General features: G+C 61.6%; 17 protein-coding genes. 10 read left to right on the forward strand and 7 right to left on the reverse strand.

What is annotated here, in order from left to right:
• Positions 1-15: 15 nt before the first annotated feature.
• From bioD to bioB, 5 genes are all read right to left on the reverse strand, one after another.
• Positions 16-696 carry a dethiobiotin synthase gene (bioD, locus tag LIS66_RS24555; RefSeq protein WP_064365287.1) on the reverse strand — a complete coding sequence of 227 codons (681 nt, stop codon included), beginning with the start codon at positions 694-696 and terminating at the stop codon, positions 16-18.
• Complete coding sequence (bioC, locus tag LIS66_RS24560; RefSeq protein ID WP_227973197.1) at positions 693-1502, reverse strand: malonyl-ACP O-methyltransferase BioC; 810 nt, start codon at positions 1500-1502, stop codon at positions 693-695. Before bioC ends, bioD begins: the two co-directional genes overlap by 4 nt.
• Positions 1495-2226 carry an alpha/beta fold hydrolase gene (locus LIS66_RS24565; protein WP_227973198.1) on the reverse strand — a complete coding sequence of 244 codons (732 nt, stop codon included), beginning with the start codon at positions 2224-2226 and terminating at the stop codon, positions 1495-1497. The genes bioC and LIS66_RS24565 overlap by 8 nt, the downstream gene beginning before the upstream one ends.
• Positions 2219-3397 (reverse strand): 8-amino-7-oxononanoate synthase, encoded by a 1179-nt coding sequence (gene bioF / locus LIS66_RS24570; RefSeq protein ID WP_227973199.1) that lies wholly within the window; start codon positions 3395-3397, stop codon positions 2219-2221. Before bioF ends, LIS66_RS24565 begins: the two co-directional genes overlap by 8 nt.
• Before the next feature lie 144 nt (positions 3398-3541).
• Entirely contained in the window at positions 3542-4597 is a 1056-nt protein-coding gene (gene bioB / locus LIS66_RS24575; RefSeq protein WP_042606670.1) for a biotin synthase BioB, read from the reverse strand.
• A gap of 91 nt (positions 4598-4688) precedes the next feature.
• Between bioB and LIS66_RS24580 the strand changes: the two genes are divergently transcribed.
• The 5 genes from LIS66_RS24580 (at position 4689) to rarD (ending at position 10565) form a co-directional block, all read left to right on the forward strand.
• Positions 4689-5423, forward strand: coding sequence for a ComF family protein (locus LIS66_RS24580; protein WP_227973200.1), 735 nt, complete (start codon positions 4689-4691; stop codon positions 5421-5423).
• Positions 5424-5607: 184 nt separating this feature from the next.
• A complete protein-coding gene (locus LIS66_RS24585; protein WP_123417877.1) occupies positions 5608-6372 on the forward strand; it encodes a TOBE domain-containing protein in 765 nt (254 codons plus the stop codon).
• A gap of 71 nt (positions 6373-6443) precedes the next feature.
• Complete coding sequence (locus tag LIS66_RS24590; protein ID WP_227973201.1) at positions 6444-8345, forward strand: PhoX family protein; 1902 nt, start codon at positions 6444-6446, stop codon at positions 8343-8345.
• Between the two features lie 164 nt (positions 8346-8509).
• Positions 8510-9484: a serine/threonine protein kinase gene (locus LIS66_RS24595; RefSeq protein ID WP_227973202.1), complete on the forward strand. Its 975-nt coding sequence runs from the start codon at positions 8510-8512 to the stop codon at positions 9482-9484.
• Between the two features lie 193 nt (positions 9485-9677).
• Complete coding sequence (rarD, locus tag LIS66_RS24600; RefSeq protein WP_041476730.1) at positions 9678-10565, forward strand: EamA family transporter RarD; 888 nt, start codon at positions 9678-9680, stop codon at positions 10563-10565.
• A gap of 223 nt (positions 10566-10788) precedes the next feature.
• Here rarD and LIS66_RS24605 read toward each other — a convergent pair whose 3' ends face one another.
• Positions 10789-11307, reverse strand: a complete 519-nt coding sequence (locus tag LIS66_RS24605; RefSeq protein WP_227973203.1) for a glycine cleavage system protein R — start codon at positions 11305-11307, stop codon at positions 10789-10791.
• Between the two features lie 481 nt (positions 11308-11788).
• Between LIS66_RS24605 and LIS66_RS24610 the strand changes: the two genes are divergently transcribed.
• Positions 11789-13966, forward strand: coding sequence for a malate synthase G (locus tag LIS66_RS24610; RefSeq protein ID WP_227973204.1), 2178 nt, complete (start codon positions 11789-11791; stop codon positions 13964-13966).
• 266 nt (positions 13967-14232) lie between these two features.
• Here LIS66_RS24610 and LIS66_RS24615 read toward each other — a convergent pair whose 3' ends face one another.
• Positions 14233-14679: a response regulator gene (locus LIS66_RS24615; RefSeq protein WP_064365296.1), complete on the reverse strand. Its 447-nt coding sequence runs from the start codon at positions 14677-14679 to the stop codon at positions 14233-14235.
• Between the two features lie 255 nt (positions 14680-14934).
• On the opposite strand from LIS66_RS24615, the gene LIS66_RS24620 reads away from it, so the two are divergent.
• The 4 genes from LIS66_RS24620 to LIS66_RS24635 all read left to right on the forward strand — a co-directional run bounded on the left by LIS66_RS24620 (position 14935) and on the right by LIS66_RS24635 (position 19350).
• Positions 14935-16869: a putative nucleotidyltransferase substrate binding domain-containing protein gene (locus tag LIS66_RS24620; protein ID WP_309298211.1), complete on the forward strand. Its 1935-nt coding sequence runs from the start codon at positions 14935-14937 to the stop codon at positions 16867-16869.
• Positions 16866-17573 carry a PolC-type DNA polymerase III gene (locus LIS66_RS24625; RefSeq protein ID WP_227973206.1) on the forward strand — a complete coding sequence of 236 codons (708 nt, stop codon included), beginning with the start codon at positions 16866-16868 and terminating at the stop codon, positions 17571-17573. Before LIS66_RS24620 ends, LIS66_RS24625 begins: the two co-directional genes overlap by 4 nt.
• Before the next feature lie 332 nt (positions 17574-17905).
• Entirely contained in the window at positions 17906-18382 is a 477-nt protein-coding gene (locus LIS66_RS24630; RefSeq protein ID WP_231982541.1) for an RNA polymerase sigma factor, read from the forward strand.
• Complete coding sequence (locus LIS66_RS24635) at positions 18379-19350, forward strand: FecR domain-containing protein (protein WP_227973207.1); 972 nt, start codon at positions 18379-18381, stop codon at positions 19348-19350. Before LIS66_RS24630 ends, LIS66_RS24635 begins: the two co-directional genes overlap by 4 nt.
• Positions 19351-19547 lie beyond the last annotated feature (197 nt).

Below are 19547 nucleotides of genomic sequence, written 5' to 3' on the forward strand. Positions count from 1 at the left end.
TTCATAGGCAAAAACTTAGTCGAGCAAATCCAGCTGTAAAAACTCGGCCACCGCTTCGGCGCTCAACGCCTTGAGTTTCGGCACGCGGCCCAGGCACGGCGCGGGGATGCGTTCGGCCAGGGTCGCAAGGTTTTCCTCCAGCCGCGAAGTTTTCGGATCGATGATGTTCGCCACCCACCCCGCCAATTGCAGGCCATCGCGAGCGATCGCCTCGGCGGTCAGCAACGCGTGACTGATGCAGCCCAGCCTCACGCCCACCACCAGAATCACCGGCAGCTTCAGTGCAATCGCCAGATCCGAAATATTGTCCTGATCGGCCAACGGCACCCGCCAGCCACCCGCACCTTCGATCAGGGTGAAATCGGCGTTCATCGCCAGAATCCCGCGCATCGGCACCAGCAGCGATTGCACCGTCAGCGCCACACCTGCTTCGCGCGCTGCCAGATGCGGCGCGATCGCTGGCTCGAACGCCACCGGGTTGACCTGTTGATAAGTCAGTGGCAACGAACATTCGGCCAACAGCGCCAACGCATCAGCGTTGCGCAAGCCTTTGGGCGTGACGTCGCACCCGGAAGCCACCGGTTTGCCCGCCGCTGTGCTCAATCCTGCCGATCGCGCCGCGTGGAGCAATCCGGCAGCAACCGTGGTCTTGCCGACATCGGTGTCGGTTCCGGTGATGAAATAGGCTGCGCTCATAGAGGTTTCTCCAACACGGCGTAGACCACCTGATAGGTTGCCGGCAGCCCTGACGACTGACGGAACCGCTCATACGCTTCGATCAGCCCGAGAATCCGCGCCCGCCCGGTCAAACCGCCCGGCCGGCCGGGATTCAGATTGTGCGCGCCCAGCGCTTTCAGCTCGTGAGTCAGGCTGCGCACATCCGGGTAATGCAACACGTGCGGCCGATTCTCCAGAGCCACGATGCGCATGCAACTGGCAGCACATAACTGTACATAGCGGGCGAATTCGCGGAAGCGGTTGACGTGCACCAGCCCGTCGACCTGCTGCCAACTCTCACGCAGCTCCGACAGCGTCCCTGTACACAGACTAGCAAACGCAAATATTCCACCCGGTTTCAGCGCACGGAAGGCTTCACCGAGCACCGCTTCGAAGTCGGCGCACCACTGCACCGCGAGGCTGGAGAAAATCAGCTCTAAACTCGCATCCTGCAACGGCAGCCGCTCGGCATCGCCCGCAATGAAATGCTCAGCGCCACCCAACGGCCGTGCGTGATTGAGCATGCCCTCGGCAATGTCCAGCGCGACCCCGCTGCTGCGGCTAAAACGCGAGGCCAGCGCTCGGGTGAAATAGCCAGTCCCGCAACCGAGATCGAGCCACCGCGAGGGCACGAAACCTGCCGGCAAACGCTCGAGCAACTGCGTGCCGACATCGCGCTGCAATTCGGCGACGCTGTCGTAACTGGCCGCTGCGCGAGAAAAAGACGCCGCCACCTGGCGCTTGTCAGGCAAACCACCAGGCAGGACAAGAGAGGGGTCAGTCATCAGCGCACTCATGTAGAAACGCCTGGATCGCGCCCGCGACTCCATGCGGGTCCTCCAGCAGAAAAGCATGGCTGGCCTGTTCGATCAGGCCAATTTCGATATCCGGCAGCAGCGCAAACAACGCGCCCGCCGCTTCTGCCGGGACCAGAGCGTCCTGCCCGCCGAACAGATGAAACTGCGGCCCGCCAAATGCCTGCAGCGCCTGACGCGTGTCCAGTTGCGCGAGCAGTTCCAGCCCCGCCATCAGCGCGGTGGGCGCGGTGGCCGGCGCGCCACCCAGCAGCAAGCGCGACAAGCCACGGGGGTCAGTTGAGCCTTGCGTACACAACAAAGCGAAACGCTTGAGGGTGGGACGCGGGTCGGCTTGGCAACCGGCAAGAAAGGCATCGAAAGTCTCGGCGGGCATCGCGTTCGGCCACTGTTCATGGGCGACAAACGCAGGGTTGCTCGCCAGCGTCAGCACACCGCAGCACGCCTCGCCGCGGCGTGCCGCCAACTCAGAGGCGAGCATGCCGCCCAGCGACCAGCCACCGAGCCAGACTTCCTGAGCAATGCTTGCATCGAGTTCGTCGAGCCAGTCTTCAACGTTGGCGGAATCCAGCTCCGGCAGCGGCTCGATTTCGACCTGCAAATGTTCGTCGAGGCCACGCAACGCTGCGGCCAGCGGCTCCAGTGGTGATACGCCGAGGCCCCAGCCGGGCAGCAGAATCAGGCGATTACGCATGGCTTGGCTCCAACGACAATCGGGCAAAACAATCCGCCAGTCCTTCCAGCAAGCGTTGAACCTGCGCCTCACTGTGGGCGGCGGTCAGCGTCACCCGCAGTCGCGCACTCCCAGCAGGCACGGTCGGCGGGCGGATCGCCGTGACCATCAGCCCGCGCTCGCGCAGCATCTGCGACAACCGCACGGCGCGCGCGGCATCGCCGATCAGGATCGGCTGGATCGGCGTGAAGCTGTCCATCAGCTCCAACCCGATCTGCTCGGCGCCGTGGCGGAACTGGCGGATCAAGGTCCGCAGGTGTTCACGGCGCCAGTGTTCACTGCGCAACAGCTCCAGACTTTTCAGCGTCGCGCAGGCCAGCGCCGGTGGTTGGCTGGTGGTGTAGATGTAGGGGCGGGCGAACTGGATCAGGCTTTCGATCAATTCTTCGCTGCCGGCGACAAATGCCCCAGCGGTGCCGAAAGCTTTGCCGAGGGTGCCGACCAGCACCGGCACATCGTCCTGGCTCAAGCCAAAGTGCTCGACGATCCCGCCGCCGTTGGCGCCCAACGGGCCGAAGCCATGAGCGTCATCAACCATCAGCCACGCGCCTTTGGCCTTGGCCTCGCGGGCCAGCGCCGGCAGGTCGGCGATGTCACCGTCCATGCTGAACACGCCGTCGGTGACCACCAAAGTGTTGCCAGTGGCTTTCTCCAGGCGCTTGCCCAGGCTTTCGGCGTCGTTGTGCAGATAACGATTGAAACGCGCGCCGGACAACAGGCCCGCGTCCAGCAATGAAGCGTGATTGAGCCGGTCTTCGAGCACCGTATCGCCCTGCCCGACGAGCGCAGTGACTGCGCCGAGGTTGGCCATGTAACCGGTGGTGAACAGCAGCGCACGCGGCCGGCCGGTCAGATCGGCGAGTGCTTCCTCCAGCGCGTGATGCGGGCCACTGTGGCCGATGACCAGATGCGACGCACCACCGCCGACGCCCCAACGCTCAGCGCCGGCGCGCCAGGCTTCGATCACCTGCGGATGATTGGCCAGGCCCAGATAGTCGTTGTTGCAGAACGCGAGCAGCGACTGGCCGTCGACCACCACGTGCGGGCCTTGCGGAGACTCGAGCAGCGGGCGCTGGCGGTAGAGGTTTTCGGCCCGGCGGGCAGCAAGGCGTGCGGCGAGATCGAAAGACATGCAGGCCTCGATTTTTCAAATGACACAGATCCTTGTAGGAGTGAGCCTGCTCGCGATAGCGGTCGAACATTCAGCATTGATGTCGACTGAAACACCGTCATCGCGAGCAGGCTCACTCCTACAGGTTTTGCATTTCAACAGCAGTCAGACGGCGGCGTTATAGAACTGCTCGCTACTCTTCTGCTCCACCAGCGCCTGCTCGATCGCCGCCTGGTGAACCTCATCGGAATGCTCTTCGCGGGCTTCCGGCTGGATACCGAGGCGTGCGAACAACTGCATGTCCTTGTCCGCCTGCGGATTGGCGGTGGTGAGCAGTTTGTCGCCGTAGAAAATCGAGTTGGCGCCGGCAAAAAAGGCCAGGGCCTGCATCTGCTCGTTCATTGCTTCGCGCCCAGCCGACAAGCGCACGTGGGATTGCGGCATGAGAATGCGCGCGACGGCGAGCATGCGGATGAAATCGAACGGGTCGATGTCTTCGGCATTTTCCAGCGGCGTGCCGGCGACCTTCACCAGCATGTTGATCGGCACTGATTCCGGATGTTCGGGCAGGTTGGCCAACTGGATCAGCAGATTGGCGCGATCGTCCAGCGATTCGCCCATGCCGAGAATGCCGCCGGAGCAGATTTTCATCCCCGACTCGCGCACGTAGGCCAGCGTTTGCAGGCGCTCGCTGTAAGTGCGGGTGGTGATGATGCTGCCGTAGAACTCCGGCGAGGTGTCGAGGTTGTGGTTGTAGTAATCGAGGCCGGCCTTGGCCAGCGCTTCGGTCTGCTCCTGATCGAGGCGCCCGAGGGTCATGCAGGTTTCCAGGCCGAGGGCTTTCACGCCTTCAACCATCTTCAACACATACGGCATGTCTTTGGCCGATGGATGTTTCCACGCTGCGCCCATGCAGAACCGCGTCGAACCAATGGCTTTGGCCCGGGCCGCCTCTTCGAGGACCTTCTGCACTTCCATCAGTTTTTCTTTTTCCAGACCGGTGTTGTAGTGCCCGGACTGCGGGCAGTACTTGCAGTCCTCCGGGCAGGCACCGGTCTTGATCGACAGCAGTGTCGAGACCTGCACACGGTTGGCGTTGAAATGTGCGCGGTGCACCGTTTGCGCCTGGAACAGCAAGTCGTTGAATGGCTGTACGAAGAGTGCTTTGACTTCGGCCAGAGACCAATCGTGACGCAGGGTGGCGGCAGTGCTCGCGCTCATGGGCAATTCCTTGGTTATGCTTGGCTGGCGCCGGGGAAAACCGAATACCCACAGGCGCTACACGGATGTTCGGCATATTTAAGGAAGAGCGATGCGCTGTCAACCGCAATACCAAGGACAGGTTTACATCTGTTTAAAAAACGTACAGACCTGCTTGCTGTGCGATGAGCCTGCAGAAGCACAAATGCCAATGTGCGAGGCTTGCGAAACCGAGCTGCCCTGGCTCGGCAGCCAGTGCCAGAGCTGCGCTTTGCCACTGGCTGGAGATGGCCTGACCTGCGGTGATTGCGTGCTAGAGCCGCCGGCGTTCGAACAAGTCGCCGTGCCGTGGGTTTATGGCTTCCCGGTGGACAGCCTGATCACGCGCTTTAAACACAACGCGAAATGGCCGTTTGGCCACCTGCTCGCCGACGTTCTCGGCCAATACCTGCAACATCGTTTCGACGAGGATTTGCTCAGGCCTGATGTGCTGCTGCCGGTGCCGCTGGCGAATAAACGTCTTCGGCGACGAGGTTTCAATCAGGCGTCGATGCTTGCGCGCTGGTTGAGTGTTTCGCTGGATTTGCCGTGTGAAGAACGGATACTGCGGCGAATCATGGATACCGATGCCCAGCAAGATCTCGACGCCAAGGCGCGTAAACGCAATCTGCGTAATGCCTTCGCGCTGGCGCCTGAGGCGCAGGTAAGCGGCCGCCATTTCGCGCTGGTTGACGACGTCCTGACCACCGGTGCCACCGCTCAGGCGCTGGCGCGGATGTTGATGAATGCAGGTGCGGCGCGGGTCGATGTGTACTGCCTGGCCCGTACGCCGAAACCTGGAACCTGAGCCCAACACCATCCTTCTGTAGGAGTGAGCCTGCTCGCGATAGCGGTCGAACATTCAACATTGATGCTGGCTGGTCCACCGCTATCGCGAGCAGGCTCACTCCTACAGGTTGTGTGTTCGGCTTGACTCATGCGCTGCAAGTGGCCAACGTCCATTTCATCGCCCGAGCCAGAAGCGTTCTGCCATGTCCCTGCCCTCCCTGCTCTCCCAACACATCGTTCGCCGTCCGCAACGCATCGCCCTGCTGCAACACATCGCCGAGCAGGGCTCGATCACCCGAGCGGCGAAGAGCGCAGGGCTCAGTTACAAGGCGGCGTGGGATGCGATCGATGAGCTGAACAATCTCGCGCAGAAACCCTTGGTCGAGCGCGTGGTAGGCGGCAAGGGTGGTGGTGGCGCCCGACTGTCCAGCGAGGGCGAACGGGTCCTGCGTCTGTATCAGAAATTGCAGGCCTTGCAGGCGCAGGTGCTGGAAGCGGCGGAAGACGTCAGCGATCTCGATCTGCTCGGCCGGCTGATGCTCAGGACCAGCGCGCGCAATCAGCTGCATGGCACCGTCATCGCGATTGAGGCGCAAGGTCGCAATGATTTGATCCGGCTGGAACTGGCCGAAGGTATTTGTCTGGAAGCGCAGATCACCCACGACAGCACCGTGCATCTGGAATTGCAGATCGGCAGCGAAGTGATGGCGCTGATCAAGGCTGGCTGGCTTGAATTGCTCGGCGACGATCAGTCGGCAACGCCCGGACACAATGTCCTGCGCGGCACCATCGAAGCGATCCTCGACGCCGAGGACGGTCCCAGCGAAGTACGGATTTCCCTGCCCAACGGCCACACCCTCTGCGCCCTGGCCGAACCGTTGCACCTGCGCCGCCAGAGCCTGGGCGTCGGCGCTCCGGTGCAGGTGCAATGCGCGCCGTCCAACGTGCTGATCGGCACGCCGCTCTGATTCGCCTCTGCAACGAAAGCGTCATCGACCCGCATTAAGGTGTTGGCCATAAACCAAGCAGGGAGCCTGATGTGAGCCTATTAGAAGAAAACCAATCCACTGATCTGGAAAAAATGGTCGGCCTCAGCCGTCGCGGTTTCATCAGCGCCGGTGCGTTGTGCGGCGCGGCGATGTTCCTTGGCGGCAACCTGTTGACCCGCAGCGTCATGGCCGCCAGCGTCAACGCCGGCAACAGCCGTCTGCTCGGTTTCGAGAGCATTCCGGCCGCGACCACCGACGCCATCAGCCTGCCCAAGGGTTACAAGTCCTCGGTGCTGATCAGTTGGGGCCAGCCGCTGCACAAGAACGGTCCGGCCTTCGATCCGAGCGGCAATGGCACCGCCGCCGCACAGGAAGTGCAGTTCGGCGACAACAACGACGGCATGAGCCTGTTCGCCTTCCCCGACGACAAGAATCGCGCGTTGATGGCGATCAACAACGAATACACCAACTACCGCTATCTGTATCCCCACGGCGGCATGCCGCAGTCGGCCGAAGACGTGCGCAAGGCGCTGGCCTGTGAAGGCGTGTCGGTGATCGAAGTGCAGCGCAGGAACGGCCAGTGGCAGTTCGTCCAGGGCTCGCGCTACAACCGGCGCATCCACGGTAACTCGCCGCTGCGCATCAGTGGTCCGGCCCGCGGCCACGACTTGATGAAAACCGCCGCCGACAAGCACGGCAAGAAAGTTCTCGGCACTTTCCAGAACTGCGCCAACGGCAAGACGCCGTGGGGCACCTATCTGACCTGCGAGGAAAACTTCACCGACTGCTTCGGCAGCAGCAACGCCCAGCAACAGTTCGATGCCGCGCAGAAGCGCTACGGCGTCGTTGCCAGCAGCAAAGACATCAACTGGCACCCCCACGACCCGCGCTTCGACATGGCCAAGAACCCGAACGAACTCAACCGCCACGGCTGGGTGGTCGAGATCGATCCGTTCGACCCGCAATCGACCCCGGTCAAACGCACCGCGCTGGGCCGCTTCAAACATGAAAACGCCGCCCTGGCCGAGACCGACGACGGTCGCGCTGTGGTGTACATGGGCGACGACGAGCGTGGCGAGTTCATCTACAAATTCGTCAGCCGCGACCGCATCAACCACCGCAATCAGAAGGCCAACCGCAACATCCTCGACCACGGCACCTTGTACGTGGCGAAGTTCGATGCCGGTGACGGCAACCCTGACCACCCCAAAGGCCAGGGCCAGTGGATCGAACTTACCCACGGCAAGAACGGCATCGACGCCAGCAGCGGGTTTGCCGATCAGGCCGAAGTGCTGATCCACGCGCGCCTCGCCGCCAGCGTGGTTGGCGCAACACGCATGGACCGCCCGGAGTGGATCGTCGTCAGCCCCAAGGACGGCCAGGTTTATTGCACCCTGACCAACAACGCCAAGCGCGGCGAAGACGGGCAACCGGTGGGCGGGCCGAACCCGCGCGAGAAGAACGTCTATGGGCAGATTCTGCGCTGGCGCACCCACCGCGACGATCACGCCTCCAAGACGTTCGCCTGGGATCTGTTCGTGGTCGCCGGCAACCCGGGCGTGCATGCCGGAACCCCCAAGGGTGGCTCATCCAACATCACCCCGCAGAACATGTTCAACAGCCCCGACGGCCTGGGTTTCGACAAGGCCGGACGCCTGTGGATTCTCACCGACGGCGATTCGAGCAATGCCGGCGACTTCGCCGGGATGGGCAACAACCAAATGCTCTGCGCCGATCCTGCGACCGGTGAGATTCGCCGTTTCATGGTCGGGCCGGTGGGTTGCGAAGTGACCGGGATCAGCTTCTCGCCGGATCAGAAAACCCTGTTTGTCGGGATTCAGCATCCGGGCGAGAACGGCGGTTCGACCTTCCCGGAGCACCTGCCCAATGGCAAGCCGCGGTCTTCGGTGATGGCGATTACCCGCGAGGATGGCGGGATCGTCGGCGCCTGATAAACCGCTTTCGCGAGCAGGCTCGCTCCCACAGAGGATCGCATTTCAATGTGGGAGCGAGCCTGCTCGCGAATAGGCCAGACCAGACACCAACCACCTTCGCGCTGCCATCTGCGCTACCATGCCGAGCCGGACGCAGCAGCCTGCTGCGCGCAGGAGTCAGCATGGCCCACCCGTTTGAAACCCTCACCCCCGATCTTGTCCTGGATGCCGTTGAAAGCATCGGTTTCCTCAGCGACGCGCGCATTCTGGCGCTCAACAGCTACGAAAACCGTGTCTATCAGGTCGGTATCGAAGACTCCGAGCCGCTGATCGCCAAGTTCTACCGTCCGCAGCGCTGGACCAACGAGGCCATCCTCGAGGAACACCAGTTCACCTTCGAACTGGCCGACATCGACATCCCTGTGGTGGCGCCGCTGATCCACAACGGCGAAACCCTGCATGAGCACGCGGGTTTCCGCTTCACCCTGTTTCCGCGCCGGGGTGGGCGCGCGCCGGAGCCGGGCAACCTTGATCAGCTGTATCGCCTCGGCCAGTTGCTCGGGCGCATGCATGCGGTGGGCGGCACCAAGCCGTTCAAGCACCGCGAAGCCCTCGCCGTGGAGAACTTCGGCCATGCTTCGCTGAACACCCTGCTCGAAGGCAACTTCATCCCCAAAAGTTTGCTGCCGGCGTACGAGTCGGTTGCCCGCGACCTGCTCAAACGCGTGGAAGATGTCTACGCCGCCACGCCGCATCAGAACATTCGCATGCACGGCGATTGTCACCCCGGCAACATGATGTGCCGCGACGAGATGTTCCACATCGTCGACCTCGACGACTGCCGCATGGGCCCGGCGGTGCAGGACATCTGGATGATGCTCGCCGGCGATCGCCAGGAGTGCCTGGGGCAGTTGTCGGAATTGATGGACGGCTACAACGAATTCCACGATTTCGACCCGCGCGAACTGGCACTGATCGAACCGCTGCGCGCCCTGCGCCTGATGCACTACAGCGCCTGGCTGGCCCGGCGCTGGGATGACCCGGCGTTCCCGCACAGCTTTCCGTGGTTTGGCACGGAGCGGTATTGGGGCGACCAGGTGCTGGCCTTGCGTGAACAGTCGTCGGCGCTCAATGAAGAGCCGCTGAAACTCTTCTGATTCACCCCGCCCCCTGTAGGAGTGAGCCTGCTCGCGATAGCGTCGGGTCAGCCAACATCAATGTTGAATGTCCGTTCGCTATCGCGAGCAGGCTCACTCCTACATTTGTCCGGTGTTCACAAATTCACAACTCACTTGCAGACAAATCTCCTTACAATCCCTCCTTTGTCAGTTGCCTGAGCAAGGATTCTGCATGCAAGCCGCCAACCCGCGTCGCGGGTACATTCTGGGCCTGAGCGCCTACATCATCTGGGGCCTGTTCCCGATCTATTTCAAAGCCATCGCCGAAGTCCCGGCCGTCGAGATCATCATCCATCGGGTGCTGTGGTCGGCGTTGTTCGGTGCGTTGCTGCTGATGGTGTGGAAACACCCGGGCTGGCTGCGCGAGCTGCTCGACAACCCCAAGCGCCTGGCCATTCTGGCCTTGAGCGGCACGCTGATCGCGGCCAACTGGCTGACCTACGTCTGGTCGGTGAACAACGGCCGCATGCTTGAGGCGAGTCTGGGTTACTACATCAATCCGCTGGTCAACGTGCTGCTGGGCATGGTGATTCTCGGTGAGCGGCTGCGGCGCATGCAGTGGGTCGCGGTCGGGCTGGCTGCCATCGGTGTTGCGCAGCAGGTATGGCAGGTGGGCAGTCTGCCGTGGGTGTCGCTGGCACTGGCGCTGACCTTCGGTTTTTACGGCTTGATCCGTAAACAGGCGCCGGTCAAGGCGTTGCCGGGGTTGGTCGTGGAAACCTGGATGCTGGTGCCGATCGCGATTGCCTGGTTGCTGTTCAACCAGACGGCGACCAGCGTGCAGCCTGCCTTCTGGACTACGTCCGAGGCGTGGTGGCTGGTGGCCGCCGGCCCGGTCACGCTGGTACCGCTGGTATGTTTCAACGCCGCCACCCGCCATCTGCCCTACACCACCATTGGCTTCCTGCAATACATCGCGCCGACCCTGGTGCTGCTGCAAGCGGTGCTGCTGTTTGGCGAGCATTTGTCGTCCAGCACGCTGGTCGCGTTCATGTTTATCTGGGCCGGTCTGGCGGTTTATAGCGTTGATGCGTGGATAAGTCTGCGCCGGCGCGCCTGATCAAAAAACGCACAAACCTCCACAGGCCACGGTTACCGTGGCCTGCATCGTTCCTTCCCAAGCTTATCCACAGCGTGATCCCCGCCGTTTGTGCGCAAGTCACTGAATGTTGGCGGTTTTTTGATCAAGGGGCGCAAAGCCACGCCCCACGTGGCGTGGCGGTCTGTCTCTACAGGTTATCCACAGGCAGGTGCACGTTAAACCTGAATAACCTTCGCAGCGCTTAAACCTCTGTGCGTAACACCAGTTCGACCATCAGATCGTCAGCCAGGGTTTCCAGGCGCGCCTGCAACACATCCAGCGACAGGGTCAGCGGCACCGCCAGAATTGCCTCGGCGTGAAACAGCGGCTCGCTGCTCATTGGCGCCGGGCGCACCTCCGTCACCAGCCGTTCCAGATTCACGCCCTGCTCGCTCAACAGCCGGGTGATATCGCGGACGATACCCGGGCGATCATTACCGACCAGTTCCATGGCGATCGGTTTCCACGTGCAGGACTGCTCAACACCGCTTTCGGCAATCAACACACGAATGCCATGCGCCGACAACGCTTGCAGGGCATCGACCAATTCGTCGTAAGCCTCCGCCGGCACACCCACGCGCAGGATCCCGGCGAACTGCCCGGCCATCCGTGACATGCGACTTTCCAGCCAGTTGCCGCCGTGCTCGGCGATGCATTGGGCGATGCGCTCGACCTGCCCGGGCTTGTCCCGAGCGAAAACGGTGAGTACGAGATGGTCCATGGCGCAGCCCTCTTGTCATGACTTTTGTTATCGAAGGGCAAGTATAGGCAAGAGGATTGGTTTGGATGGGCCAACCGCTGCGCAGAATCTGTGGCGAGGCAGCCTGAGCAGCACTTATGTGTACAACTTTCGATATTTAGCTGGAACAATCCAATGCTTTTTTGAGAACATCCCGTTCCGCGACGTGACCGCAATGCGTCATGAGGTCGCAGAACGACGTAATTAGTCTGATTTTCACAAGCGCAACTCATCATGTAGTATGCCGCAGCGCGCACTACATAACGCTGGATCGATGTCTGCCCAAGGCCCTTCGCAACCCTGAAAGCCCCGTCAGCAAGGCCTCCAAGCCGTTGATTGGTCCTAGCCCAGCCGCCAGCAATGGCATGTACTGGTCGGCAGGTTTGTGGTTTAAATGGCCAGAAGCTTCATTGTTAAATTGACGAGCTGAAAAGCGAAATAGCTGAGCAGAGTGAGGCAAGCAATGACTGAACACGTTCAAGTCGGTGGCCTGCAGGTCGCCAAAGTCCTGTTCGACTTCGTGAACAACGAAGCCATTCCCGGTACCGGCCTCACCGCCGAACAATTCTGGGAAGGTGCCGACAAGGTCATTCACGACCTGGCGCCGAAGAACAAAGCCCTACTCGCCAAACGCGATGACTTCCAGGCGCGCATCGATGCCTGGCATCAGCAGCATGCCGGCCAGGCGCACGACGCCGTGGCCTACAAAGCTTTCCTGCAAGAGATCGGTTATCTGCTGCCAGAAGCGGCTGATTTCCAGGCCACGACGCAAAACGTCGATGATGAAATCGCCCGTACCGCCGGACCGCAACTGGTCGTGCCGGTGATGAATGCGCGCTTCGCCCTCAACGCCTCGAACGCCCGCTGGGGTTCGCTGTACGACGCCCTCTACGGCACCGACGCGATCAGCGAAGACGGCGGCGCGGAAAAAGGCAAAGGCTACAACAAGGTACGTGGCGACAAAGTCATCGCCTTCGCCCGTGCCTTCCTCGACGAAGCCGCGCCACTTGCCGCTGGCTCCCACGTCGACTCGACCGGCTACAAGATCGCTGACGGCAAACTCGTCGTGACGCTGAAGGGCGGCAGCAACAGCGGCCTGCGCGATGATGCTCAACTGATCGGCTTCCAGGGCGACGCCAACGCGCCGATCGCGGTGCTGCTCAAGCACAACGGCCTGCACTTCGAAATCCAGATCGACGGCAGCACTCCGGTCGGCCAGACCGATGCCGCAGGCGTCAAAGACATCCTCATGGAAGCGGCGCTGACCACGATCATGGACTGCGAAGACTCCGTGGCCGCCGTCGATGCCGACGACAAAGTGGTGATCTACCGCAACTGGCTCGGCCTGATGAAGGGCGATCTGTCGGAAGAAGTCGCCAAGGGCGGCCAGACCTTCACCCGTACCATGAACCCCGATCGCACCTACACCGCGCCGAATGGCGGTGAAGTGACCCTGCACGGTCGTTCGCTGTTGTTCGTGCGCAACGTCGGCCATCTGATGACCATCGACGCGATCCTCGACAGTCAAGGCAACGAAGTACCGGAAGGTATCCTCGATGGTCTGGTGACTTGTCTTGCGGCAATGCACAACCTCAATGGCAACACCTCGCGGCGCAACACCCGCACCGGTTCGGTGTACATCGTCAAACCGAAGATGCACGGCCCGGAAGAAGCAGCGTTCACCAACGAGTTGTTCGGGCGTGTCGAAGATGTCCTGCGCCTGCCGCGCAACACCCTGAAAGTCGGGATCATGGACGAGGAGCGCCGCACCACGGTCAACCTCAAGGCCTGCATCAAGGCCGCCAGCGAACGCGTGGTGTTCATCAACACTGGTTTCCTCGACCGCACCGGCGACGAAATCCACACCTCCATGGAAGCCGGCCCTGTAGTGCGCAAGGCTGACATGAAGGCCGAGAAGTGGATCGGCGCCTACGAAAACTGGAACGTCGATATCGGTCTGAGCACTGGCCTGCAGGGTCGTGCGCAAATCGGTAAGGGCATGTGGGCGATGCCGGATCTGATGGCCGCGATGCTCGAACAGAAAATCGCTCACCCGCTGGCCGGCGCCAACACTGCCTGGGTGCCGTCGCCGACCGCCGCTGCGCTGCACGCGCTGCACTACCACAAGGTCGACGTGTTTGCGCGTCAGGCCGAACTGGCCAAACGTGCCCGCGCCTCGGTGGACGACATTCTGACCATCCCGCTGGCGGTCAACCCGAGCTGGACGCCGGAGCAGATCAAGAACGAACTGGACAACAACGCCCAGGGCATTCTCGGTTACGTGGTGCGCTGGATCGACCAGGGTGTCGGCTGCTCGAAAGTGCCGGACATCAACGACGTCGGCCTGATGGAAGACCGTGCGACGCTGCGTATCTCCAGCCAGCACATCGCCAACTGGCTGCGCCACGGTATCGTCACCCAAGAGCAAGTGATGGAAAGCCTCAAGCGGATGGCGCCGGTGGTCGACCGCCAGAACGCCAACGACCCGCTGTATCGCCCGCTGGCACCGGACTTCGACAGCAACATCGCCTTCCAGGCGGCGGTCGAACTGGTGATCGAAGGCACCAAACAGCCCAATGGCTACACCGAGCCGGTGCTGCACCGTCGTCGTCGCGAGTTCAAGGCCAAGAATGGTCTGTAACTTGGGTTGATGGCTGAAATGAAAAAGGCCCTGATCGAGAGATCAGGGCCTTTTTTGTTTATGTGCTCGGCGTCGGCTTGGCGGAGCTGCGCAGATCCAACCCCCTCACCCCAGCCCTCTCCCCCAAGGGGGCGAGGGGGAAAGGGAGCCGATCTTTGTGCTTTTCAGAACCGGAGTTCGGCTGAGGAGTCTCAGGTCGGTGTACCACGAATATTCACCGCGGTCAGTCCCCTCTCCCTCCGGGAGAGGGTTAGGGTGAGGGGCTTCTAGGGTTCTATACCCAATTCGTGTTTCACCAAACCCAACAACTTCCCTGTATCAATCGGCTTGAGCAGAAAATCCACCACGCTCAGATGCATCGCCTCGATCGCGTCTTTCACGTCGGCATCGCCGGAGACAATGATGATCGGCATCGCCGCGCGCACCGATTCGCGCACCTGGCGGATCAGGTCGAGGCCATCGACATTGCCCATGCGCAGATCGGTAATCACCAGCCCGATCGAGGGCTTTTGCTCAAGCATTTTCAGCGCGGTTTCACCGCTGGCTGCGGTCATGCAATGAATGCCATCGAGCGCGAGAATCTCCGACAACAGCTCGCGGGCATCCTTGTCGTCGTCGACGATCAGGACACGCTGCGGCGGCAGATCGGGTTCGAGCATTACTGCGCTGAGCGCTTCACGCTCGGCGTCGCTCAAAATATCGTGGTCGGACATGGCGCTCTCTAAATGTTCAATCAATCCCTGGCAAGTCGTCAGACATCGCCGGACAGCGCTTCAATGTGCACTTCGTCGGATTTTTTTCCAAGGGGCTACGACGAGCTTTTCCGAGCTTTTGCGTAGGTTATTTCCGAAAATCGGCCGTTGGTGGCAAAACCTAGACTTACGTCCAATGGGCACCCTGCCCGTCGGGGTCGACCATGGCCGCAACGATCCGACAACAACAATTCGAAAAAGACTGCGGTAATGGTTATGAGCAAAGCGGACGCCTTCACCCAGGCAGGGAAAACCGCGGTTTTGCAGAATATTCAGGGCACCCTGCAATTCCTTCAGCGCTTCCCGCCCTTCAATCAGATGGAACACGCCCACCTCGCCTATCTGGTGGAGCAATGTCAGCTGCGTTTTTTTGCCCAGGGCGAGAGCATCATCAAACCGGCCGACGGCCCGGTCGAACACTTTCATATCGTCAAACAGGGTCGGGTGGTCGGCGAACGCCAGCACATCACCAGGCCCGGCACCGAGACCACGTTCGAAATCACCACCGGCGAATGCTTTCCGCTGGCTGCGCTGCTCGGTGAGCGCGCCACCCGCACCGAACATCTGGCGGGCGAAGACACCTTTTGCCTGCAACTGAACAAACTGGCGTTCATCAAACTGTTCGCCCTCTCCAGCACCTTCCGCGACTTCGCCCTGCGCGGAGTCAGCAGCCTGCTCGATCAGGTCAACCAGCAAGTCCAGCAAAAAGCCGTGGAGACCCTCGGCACCCAGTACTCGCTGAACACCCGCCTCGGTGAACTGGCGATGCGTCATCCGGTGACCTGCAGCGCCGATACGCCACTGCGTGAAGCGGTGAAGCTGATGCACGAGCAACAGGTCGGCAGCATCGTCGCGGTGGATGAGCAGAAGGTGCCGCTGGGGATTTTTACCCTGCGCGATTTGCGCCATGTGGTGGCCGAAGGTGTCGGCGATTTCAGCGACGCCATCGAACAGCACATGACCCGATCGCCGTTTTATCTGTCGCCGGATCACAGCGCATTCGATGCGGCGATCGCCATGACCGAGCGGCATATCGCGCATGTGTGTCTGGTCAAGGATCAGCGCCTGTGCGGGGTGGTTTCCGAGCGTGATCTGTTCTCCCTGCAACGGGTCGATCTGGTGCACCTGGCGCGAACCATCCGCAGTGCTCAGCGGGTCGAGCAACTGGTGACCCTGCGCGGCGAGATCGGTCAACTGGTCGAACGCATGCTCGCTCACGGCGCGTCGTCGACGCAGATCACCCACATCATTACGTTGCTCAACGATCACACGGTGTGCCGGGTCATCGAACTGACCCTGGCCGAGAAAGGCGACCCCGGCGTGCCGTTCAGTTGGCTGTGTTTCGGCAGCGAAGGCCGGCGCGAGCAGACGCTGCACACCGATCAGGACAACGGCATTCTGTTTGATGCCCGCGATGCGGCGCACGCGGCGGAAATTCGCGGCAAGCTGCTGCCGATCGCCCAGCAGATCAATCAGAGCCTGGCGCAGTGCGGCTTCGCCCTGTGCAAGGGCAACATCATGGCCGGCAATCCCGAGCTGTGTCTGTCGCGGGCCGAGTGGGCGCGGCGCTTTGCGGCATTCATCCGCGAAGCCACGCCGGAGAATCTGCTCGGCTCGAGCATTTATTTCGACCTGCGGGTGGTCTGGGGCGATGAGCAAGGCTGCGAGCAATTGCGCCGGGGCATTCTCGATCAGGTCGGTGACAACCGTTTGTTCCAGCGCATGCTGGCCGAGAACGCGTTGCGTAATCGCCCTCCCGTTGGGCGTTTCCGGGAATTTGTGCTGGCACGCAAGAACGGCGAGAAGGCTACGCTGGATCTGAAAATCCAGGGCCTGACGCCATTCGTCGACGGCGCCCGTCTGCTGGCGCTGGCCAACGGCATCGACGCCAACAACACCCTCGAACGCTTCCGCCAATTGGTCGATAAAGAAGTCATCGAACCGCTCGACGGCGCGGCGTATGAAGAGGCCTATCACTTCATTCAGCAAACGCGGATGCAGCAGCACCAGCTCCAGACCCGGGAGAACCAGCCGTACTCCAACCGCGTCGATCCCGATAGCCTCAATCACCTCGACCGACGCATCCTGCGCGAATCCCTGCGGCAGGCGCAGCGACTGCAAAGCAGCCTGACCTTGCGGTATCAGCTATGAGCCTGTTTTCCTGGCTGCGCCCCGCCAGTCCCGTAGTGCCGGCCGCATTTGCGCCGCGACTGGCGCAATTGCCGAACATCACCGAGCTGAGCGAATGCAGCCTGCGCGAGCAGCGCTGGGTGGTGCTGGACCTGGAAACCACCGGCCTCAACCTCAACAAGGACCGGGTGTTGTCGATCGGCGCCGTGGCAATCGAGGATGGCGCAATCGATTTCCGCCAGCAGTTCGAAAGGACCCTGCAATGTCGGGAATTGAAGCTCAGCCCCAGCGTGCTGATTCATGGCCTCGGGCCAAATGCGATCGCCGCAGGCAGCGACCCGGCCGAAGCGTTGCTGGAGTTGCTGGAATTTGTCGGCGACAGCCCGGTGCTGGCGTTTCATGCGCCGTTCGATCAGCACATGCTCGGGCGTGCGCTCAAGGAGCATCTGGGGCACAAGCTGCAACATGTGTTTCTGGATGTGGCGGATCTCGCCCCGCTGCTGTGTCCGCAGGCGCAGATTCGCGAGGCGGGGCTGGATGAGTGGATCGAGTGGTTCCGGCTTGAAGTGTTCGAACGGCATAATGCGAGTGCCGATGCGCTGGCCACGGCGGAACTGGTATTGATTCTGTTCAGCAGGGCGCGGGCGCAGCAGATATACAGTCCATTGAATCTGCAACAGCGGTTGAGTCAGTGGAAGCGAAGGCAGCAGGCGCCTTCTTTTTAGAAGCACCCTCACCCCAGCCCTCTCCCAGAGGGAGAGGGAGCCGACCGAAGGGTCTCGGGCTTTTCATTTACCTGAGAAATCGAGTCGATTATGGATTCACTGAAGATCGCTCAGGCCGGTGTACCTCCAGAATATCCCCCAATCAGTCCCCTCTCCCTCCGGGAGAGGGCTAGGGTGAGGGTCTGCCCTTGATTCACCACCTGACCAGTGGCCAATTGCTAACCATTCCCACCTCTGCCAGAATCGCGAACTATTCTCGTTAGTTAACATTTCCCAATCGGTGATGTCCGGTGTCGTCAGTGCCCAACCCCCACAGTGAGCTCGTCGGTGCGATGTATCGCGACCATCGCGGTTGGCTGCTGGCGTGGTTGCGGCGCAATGTGGCGTGTCCGCAGCGCGCCGAAGACTTGAGTCAGGACACTTTTGTACGCCTGCTCAACCGCGGCGAATTGCTGACGCCGCGCGAGCCGCGAGCGTTTCTGGTGGCGATCGCCAAAGGCCTGTTGTTCGACTACTTCCGCCGCGCCGCACTGGAACAGGCCTATCTCACCGAACTGATGCTGATCCCCGAGGGCGAACAGCCATCGGTGGAAGAACAGCAAATGATCCTCGACGACCTCAAGGCCATCGATCGCCTGCTCGGCAAGCTGTCGACCAAGGCTCGCGCAGCGTTTCTGTATAACCGCCTCGACGGCCTCAGCCACGCCGAGATCGCAGGCAAACTCGGCGTCTCGGTGCCGCGCGTGCGGCAGTATCTGGCCCAAGGCCTGCGCCAGTGTTACATCGCGCTTTACGGTGAGCCGACATGACCGCGGCCAGTTCGCGCCCGGTGCCGGCCCATGTGCTGGACGCGGCGATTGCCTGGCAATTGACCCTCGACTCGAGCACCGCGCTGGAACGCGAGGAGTTCGCCAAATGGCACGCGGCCCATGAAGAACACGCCCGCGCCTGGCGCCAGTTGGGCATGCTCGATCAGCGTTTCAGCGTCGCCAAGGGCCCGGCGCGCAGTGCGTTGCTGCAATCGCGCGAAGGCATTCGCCGGCGCGTGCGCAAACTCGGCAGCGGGCTGGCCAGTGTCGTGGCGGTGATCGGTCTGGGCCTGTTCGTGAGTGAGCGCTATCTGCCGCTTGATTACTGGCTCGCCGATCAGCGCACCGCCACCGGCGAACAGCGCACCGTGCGCCTGTCCGACGGCACCCTGCTCAACCTCAATACTCACAGCGCGGTCGACGTACGCTTCGATGACCAGCGCCGTTTGATCGTGCTGCAGGAAGGCGAAATCCTCGTCGAAACCGGGCATGGCGATGCGCGGCCCTTTATCGTCGAAACCCGCGAAGGCAGCATGCGCGCGCTGGGCACGCGGTTTCTGGTCAAGCGCGAGGATGACGGCACGCGCCTGAGCGTATTGCAGTCGGCGGTCGCGGCCCATGCCCAGGCGAACCCGCAAGAACAGATTCTGCGCGAGGGCCAGCAGGTGCTGCTGCGCAGTGACGGGCTTAGCTCGATTGCCGCCCTCGCCCCCGGCGCCGATGCCTGGACGCGCGGCATGCTGGTGGTCGACAACGCGCGACTGGGCGATCTGGTGCATGAGCTGGGGCGCTACCGCCGCGGGCATCTCGGCGTGACGCCGGAGGTGGCCGATCTGCGCATTACCGGCAGCTTTCCGTTGCACGACACCGACAAGGCGCTGAGCGCATTGCTGCCGACCCTGCCGGTGCAGATCGAGCGGCATACGCCGTATTGGGTCACCGTGGCGAAGGCTGAGGTTAAACCTTAAAAATTCGCCGTCTGTGAAAGGGCTATCGCGAGCAGGCTCACTCCTACAATTGGAATGCGTTCCCTTGTAGGAGTGAGCCTGCTCGCGATGACGGCATCAGCCCCAACACCATTTCCAGCAAAAAAAGAATTTTCATCCCGCCCTATCACTTTTCGATTTTCATCCGGCACACAGGCAATTGAGAAATATTTCCATTC

It is taken from the genome of Pseudomonas sp. HN2, from assembly GCF_020736465.1.
Classification (GTDB): domain Bacteria; phylum Pseudomonadota; class Gammaproteobacteria; order Pseudomonadales; family Pseudomonadaceae; genus Aquipseudomonas; species Aquipseudomonas moraviensis_A.

Excerpts from the sequence above, each read along its gene's own strand:
- LIS66_RS24630 (WP_231982541.1), top strand. The coding sequence starts at position 17,906 with ATGTATCGCGACCATCGCGGTTGGCTGCTGGCGTGGTTGCGGCGCAAT.
- bioC (WP_227973197.1), bottom strand. The coding sequence starts at position 1,502 with ATGACTGACCCCTCTCTTGTCCTGCCTGGTGGTTTGCCTGACAAGCGC.
- LIS66_RS24580 (WP_227973200.1), top strand. The coding sequence starts at position 4,689 with ATGCGCTGTCAACCGCAATACCAAGGACAGGTTTACATCTGTTTAAAA.
- LIS66_RS24605 (WP_227973203.1), bottom strand. The coding sequence starts at position 11,307 with ATGGACCATCTCGTACTCACCGTTTTCGCTCGGGACAAGCCCGGGCAG.
- LIS66_RS24610 (WP_227973204.1), top strand. The coding sequence starts at position 11,789 with ATGACTGAACACGTTCAAGTCGGTGGCCTGCAGGTCGCCAAAGTCCTG.
- LIS66_RS24625 (WP_227973206.1), top strand. The coding sequence starts at position 16,866 with ATGAGCCTGTTTTCCTGGCTGCGCCCCGCCAGTCCCGTAGTGCCGGCC.
- LIS66_RS24615 (WP_064365296.1), bottom strand. The coding sequence starts at position 14,679 with ATGTCCGACCACGATATTTTGAGCGACGCCGAGCGTGAAGCGCTCAGC.
- LIS66_RS24635 (WP_227973207.1), top strand. The coding sequence starts at position 18,379 with ATGACCGCGGCCAGTTCGCGCCCGGTGCCGGCCCATGTGCTGGACGCG.
- LIS66_RS24595 (WP_227973202.1), top strand. The coding sequence starts at position 8,510 with ATGGCCCACCCGTTTGAAACCCTCACCCCCGATCTTGTCCTGGATGCC.
- LIS66_RS24585 (WP_123417877.1), top strand. The coding sequence starts at position 5,608 with ATGTCCCTGCCCTCCCTGCTCTCCCAACACATCGTTCGCCGTCCGCAA.
- LIS66_RS24620 (WP_309298211.1), top strand. The coding sequence starts at position 14,935 with ATGAGCAAAGCGGACGCCTTCACCCAGGCAGGGAAAACCGCGGTTTTG.
- bioF (WP_227973199.1), bottom strand. The coding sequence starts at position 3,397 with ATGTCTTTCGATCTCGCCGCACGCCTTGCTGCCCGCCGGGCCGAAAAC.
- LIS66_RS24565 (WP_227973198.1), bottom strand. The coding sequence starts at position 2,226 with ATGCGTAATCGCCTGATTCTGCTGCCCGGCTGGGGCCTCGGCGTATCA.
- bioD (WP_064365287.1), bottom strand. The coding sequence starts at position 696 with ATGAGCGCAGCCTATTTCATCACCGGAACCGACACCGATGTCGGCAAG.
- rarD (WP_041476730.1), top strand. The coding sequence starts at position 9,678 with ATGCAAGCCGCCAACCCGCGTCGCGGGTACATTCTGGGCCTGAGCGCC.
- bioB (WP_042606670.1), bottom strand. The coding sequence starts at position 4,597 with ATGAGCGCGAGCACTGCCGCCACCCTGCGTCACGATTGGTCTCTGGCC.